Genomic DNA, 3,940 nt, shown 5'->3' with positions numbered 1-3,940 from the left:
CCGCCCGCCGCGCCTCTTCCCCGCCCCGCGTCAGGCGATGTCCACGGCCGTGCCGGGACGGGGGCGGTCCCCCTCCTCGCCGTTCGCGGTCCCGCTGAGGTTGCCGCGTACCGAGTCCAGGATGGTCAGGCCCTGGCTCACCAGGCCCGCCGCGATCTCGCCGAGCCCGTCCGCGCCGTTGAGGACGTTGACGTTGGCGCCCGAGAGGCCGCCCGCCGCCTCCTTGACGATCATCGGGAGCTGGTCGATCAGCATCCGGTCCAGGGCCACGCGGTCGTTCGACGCCGCCGCCTCGGCCTGGACGCGCATCCGCTCCGCCTCGGCCTGCGCGAGGAGCCTGATCCGCTCCGCCTCGGCCTGCGCGGGCTTGACCACCTCGGCCACGAGCTGCTCCTCGCGCAGCCGCGCCTGCCGCTGGGCGAGTTCGGTCTGCGCGGCGAGCACCTCCTGCTGCGCGTGGGCGAGCGCGAGCGGACCGGCCTGCTCGGCCTCGGCCCGCGCCTGGTCGACCTCGGCGTTGTACTTCGCCTGCACGATCGCCGTCTCGCGCGCGTACTCGGCCTGCTTGCGGTTCGCCTCCTGCTGTGCCTCGGAGGCCGCTTGCGTGGCCTGCGCCTGCGCGATCTGCGCGGCGCGCTGGATGTTCGCCTTGTGCGGGGCGGACATGGCCTCGATGTAGCCGGTGTCGCCGTCGTCGATGGACTGGATCTGGAGCGAGTCGACGTGCAGGCCGATCGAGGCCATCTCGGACTTCGAGGTGTCCAGCACCTCGGTGGCGAGCTTCTGGCGCTCGGTGACGATCTCCTCGACGGTCATCGAGCCGATGATGCTGCGCAGGTGGCCCGCGAAGATCCGGCCGGTGAGGACCGACATCTGCTCCTGGTCGGAGAGGAAGCGCTGACCGGCGTTGACGATGGACTCGACGTCGTTGCCGACCTTGAAGGCGATGACGGCGCGCACGGTGAGGGCGATGCCCTGGCGCGTCACGCACTTCTCGACCACCTCCGACTCCGCCATCGCGAGGGAGAGGAAACGGGACTTGCGGATGATGGGCAGCACGAGCTTGCCGTGGCCCGTGACGACGCGGAAGGGCGCGCCGCCCAGTCCGCGCTTGCCGCCCGAGATGAGCATGGCCTGGTCGGGCGCGGGAACGCGGTAGCCGAACATAGGGTCAATCCCCCCGAAGTGGATGGTTCAGGTGTGCGGGCCGAGGAGTCCGTCGAGCGGGCCCTCCCAGGGCACCACGTCGATCTGGCGCGTGCCGCGCGAGCCGACGACGAGGACGCGGGTGCCGCGCGGGATCGGCGCCTCGGACCAGGCGAGGAACAACTCCCGCCCGCCCCGCACCTCCGCGAGCACCTCGCCGGGACCCCCCGGGCCCCGCGTGGCCACGACGACTTCCCCCGTGCGGCCGAGCACCGCGTCGTCCGACGCCAACGCACCATCCCCCGGACCATTGCGATACGAATGCGTGCAGGGTACGGCGAGGAGGCCGCGCGAACCATCCCCGGCACACCATGAACGGCCCATGAACGGACCATGGGCCGGCAGCCGGGCCGCGTCGCCCGGCGACGCCGCTCCCTCACCACTCACGGGGCGCCGTCAGCTCGTCCACGTCGGCCTCCTCGAAGCCGTACGCCCGTGAGATCCGCCAGAACTCCTCGCAGATCTCCTCGCGGGCCACCGTCTCGATCTCGCTGCCCGCCTCCTCGAAGGCCGCCTCCAGCGCGTTGAACTCGCGCGTCGCCGCGTGCGTCAGCGCGTACAGGCCCGGCAGCCCCGCCGGCGGGGCCGCCTCGATGCGCGCGCACAACCGCCGCAGGATCGCGACGCCCCGGTCCAGGACGGGCGCGGGGAAGTAGTCGTCGTCGTAGAGGGCGTCGAGGAAGCGGTGCCCGCGCAGGGCGGGGTTGCCGGGTGCGGTCGTCATGGGGGGAGTCTCGCGCGGGGCACCGACAACGCGGGCGCGGCCGGGCGCGGGGACCGACAACGCCGGGCGCGCCGCCGGGGCCACGGGCACCGTTTCGACGTGTGAACGTCATGTGCGCGTACCGTAAGGGTGGTTCGCGCGGCACCGGGCCCGTGCATAACTCCCCTTGCAGACACCGCACTTCAAGCGGCCACTTCACCCTGCCAGGGAGTATCGCGTGCCCCACCTCACGAGACGCCTCGCCACCCTCGCCGCGCTCAGCGCCGTCACCGTCCTCGCCGCCGCCGGTACCGCGCTCGCCGATCCGCCCGGCGCGCTGCCCGAGAACGCGAGCGCCCTGGAGAAGACGTACGAACCGGCCTACGACTACGACAAGGACGGCTGCTACGCGAGCACCGCGATCGGCCCGGACGGCACCCTCAACGGCGGCCTCAAGCTGGGCGGCGACGTCAACGGGCAGTGCAGGGACGCCTCCGACCTGGACAACGTCAACGTCTACGCCCGCACGAAGTGCGACCACGACTGGTGCGCCATCGTCTACGCCTCCTACTTCGAGAAGGACCAGGCCGCGCTCGGCCCCGGCAGCGCGGGCCACCGGCACGACTGGGAGCACAACGTGGTGTGGGTGCACGAGGACCGCGTCGCCTACGTGTCGACCTCGCAGCACGGCGGCTTCGCCGTGCACGCCGCCGACAGCCTCCCCTTCGACGGCACCCACGCCAAGGTCGTCTACCACAAGGACGGCATCAGCACGCACTGCTTCCGCGCCGCCAAGAACAACGGCGGCGACGAGCCCCCCGAGAACCACAAGGGCACCTGGCAGCGCCCGCCCGTCGTCGGCTGGGACGGCTACCCGCCCGGCATCCGCGAGAAGCTGACCGCCGCCGACTTCGGCTCCGCGCTCCTCGGCATCCGCGACGACACCTTCGCCGGCCACCTGGAGAAGGCGAAGCCGGCGGGCATCCCCTTCGACCCGTACGCCTGAGCCGCCCGCCGCCCGCCGCACGCCGCCCGCCGCCCGCAGCCCGCCGCCCGCCGCCCGCCGCCCGCCGCTCCGCTCCCGCCTGCTTTGCCGGAACGGCAAAGATGTTTGCCTCTCGCGCCGCGTCTGCCGCACGGTGGCCGCAACGCAAGGAGAGGTGGTGGTCGCGATGACCGAGGTACGGGAGCGGTACGACGCCGTGGTCGTGGGCGGCGGGCCCGCCGGGCTGGCCGGGGCGCTCACCCTGGCGCGGGCGCGGCGCTCCGTGCTCGTTCTGGACGCGGGCGAACCGCGCAACGCCCCGGCCGAGGGCGCGCACGGTGTGCTCGGGCTCGAAGGGATCGAGCCCGCCGAACTGCTGCGGCGCGGGCGCGCGGAGGTGCGCGGGTACGGGGGCGAGGTCGTCGCGGGCGAGGTCGTGGACGTACGGCGCGACCGCGACGGCTTCGCCGTGACCTCGGCGGACGGGGCCGTCGTACGGGCCCGCGCGGTGCTCGTCGCGAGCGGGCTCGTGGACGGGCTCCCCGAGGTCCCCGGGCTGCGCGCGCACTGGGGCGGGGACGTCGTGCACTGCCCGTACTGCCACGGCTGGGAGGTGCGCGAGCGGGCGATCGGCGTGCTCGGTACGGGCCCGATGTCCCTGCACCAGGTGAAGCTCTTCCGGCAGTGGAGCGACGACCTCGTCTACTTCCCCGACCGTCAGCCGGTGCCGGACGACGAGTGGATCGCCGCGCGCGGCATCCGCGTCGTGCCGGGCGAGGTGGCGGGCGTCGAGAGCGACGCGGAGGGGCGGCTCGCCGGCGTGCGGATGGCGGACGGGACCTTCGTGCCGCGCCGGGCGCTCGCGGTCGCGACCCGGATGGAGGCCCGCGCCGGGTTCCTCGCCGGCCTCGGTCTCACCCCCGTGCCGCACCCCTCCGGCATGGGCACCCACATCCCCGCCGAGCCCACCGGGCGCACCACCGTGCCGGGCCTGTGGATCGCGGGCAACGCGACCGACCTCTCCGCGCAGGTCGGGGCCTCCGCGT

5 protein-coding genes are annotated in these 3,940 nt (G+C 73.8%); 2 read left to right on the top strand and 3 right to left on the bottom strand.

Translation table 11 applies throughout. From position 1 onward, the window contains the following. Nucleotides 1-30: 30 nt before the first annotated feature. The 3 genes from SSBG_RS13960 to SSBG_RS13950 form a co-directional block, all read right to left on the bottom strand. Nucleotides 31-1,167 (bottom strand): flotillin family protein, encoded by a 1,137-nt coding sequence (locus SSBG_RS13960; RefSeq protein ID WP_008746763.1) that lies wholly within the window; start codon nt 1,165-1,167, stop codon nt 31-33. Between the two features lie 27 nt (nt 1,168-1,194). Next, nucleotides 1,195-1,437 (bottom strand): hypothetical protein, encoded by a 243-nt coding sequence (locus SSBG_RS13955; RefSeq protein WP_008746762.1) that lies wholly within the window; start codon nt 1,435-1,437, stop codon nt 1,195-1,197. Between the two features lie 145 nt (nt 1,438-1,582). After that, nucleotides 1,583-1,930: a DUF5713 family protein gene (locus SSBG_RS13950; protein WP_008746761.1), complete on the bottom strand. Its 348-nt coding sequence runs from the start codon at nt 1,928-1,930 to the stop codon at nt 1,583-1,585. A 217-nt stretch (nt 1,931-2,147) separates the two neighbouring features. On the opposite strand from SSBG_RS13950, the gene SSBG_RS13945 reads away from it, so the two are divergent. Further along, nucleotides 2,148-2,915, top strand: a complete 768-nt coding sequence (locus SSBG_RS13945) for an NPP1 family protein (protein WP_008746760.1) — start codon at nt 2,148-2,150, stop codon at nt 2,913-2,915. A 166-nt stretch (nt 2,916-3,081) separates the two neighbouring features. Continuing rightward, nucleotides 3,082-3,940: NAD(P)/FAD-dependent oxidoreductase (locus SSBG_RS13940; RefSeq protein WP_037871451.1), on the top strand; the 859-nt coding region annotated here is incomplete at its 3' end.

It is taken from the genome of Streptomyces sp. SPB074, assembly GCF_000154905.1.
Lineage (GTDB): Bacteria > Actinomycetota > Actinomycetes > Streptomycetales > Streptomycetaceae > Streptomyces.
Note: the sequence above shows the minus strand (reverse complement) of the source record. Positions and strands in the feature narration are given on the sequence as shown.

Coding starts and splice junctions, on each gene's coding strand:
- SSBG_RS13960 (WP_008746763.1), bottom strand. CDS start 1,167: ATGTTCGGCTACCGCGTTCCCGCGCCCGACCAGGCCATGCTCATCTCG.
- SSBG_RS13950 (WP_008746761.1), bottom strand. CDS start 1,930: ATGACGACCGCACCCGGCAACCCCGCCCTGCGCGGGCACCGCTTCCTC.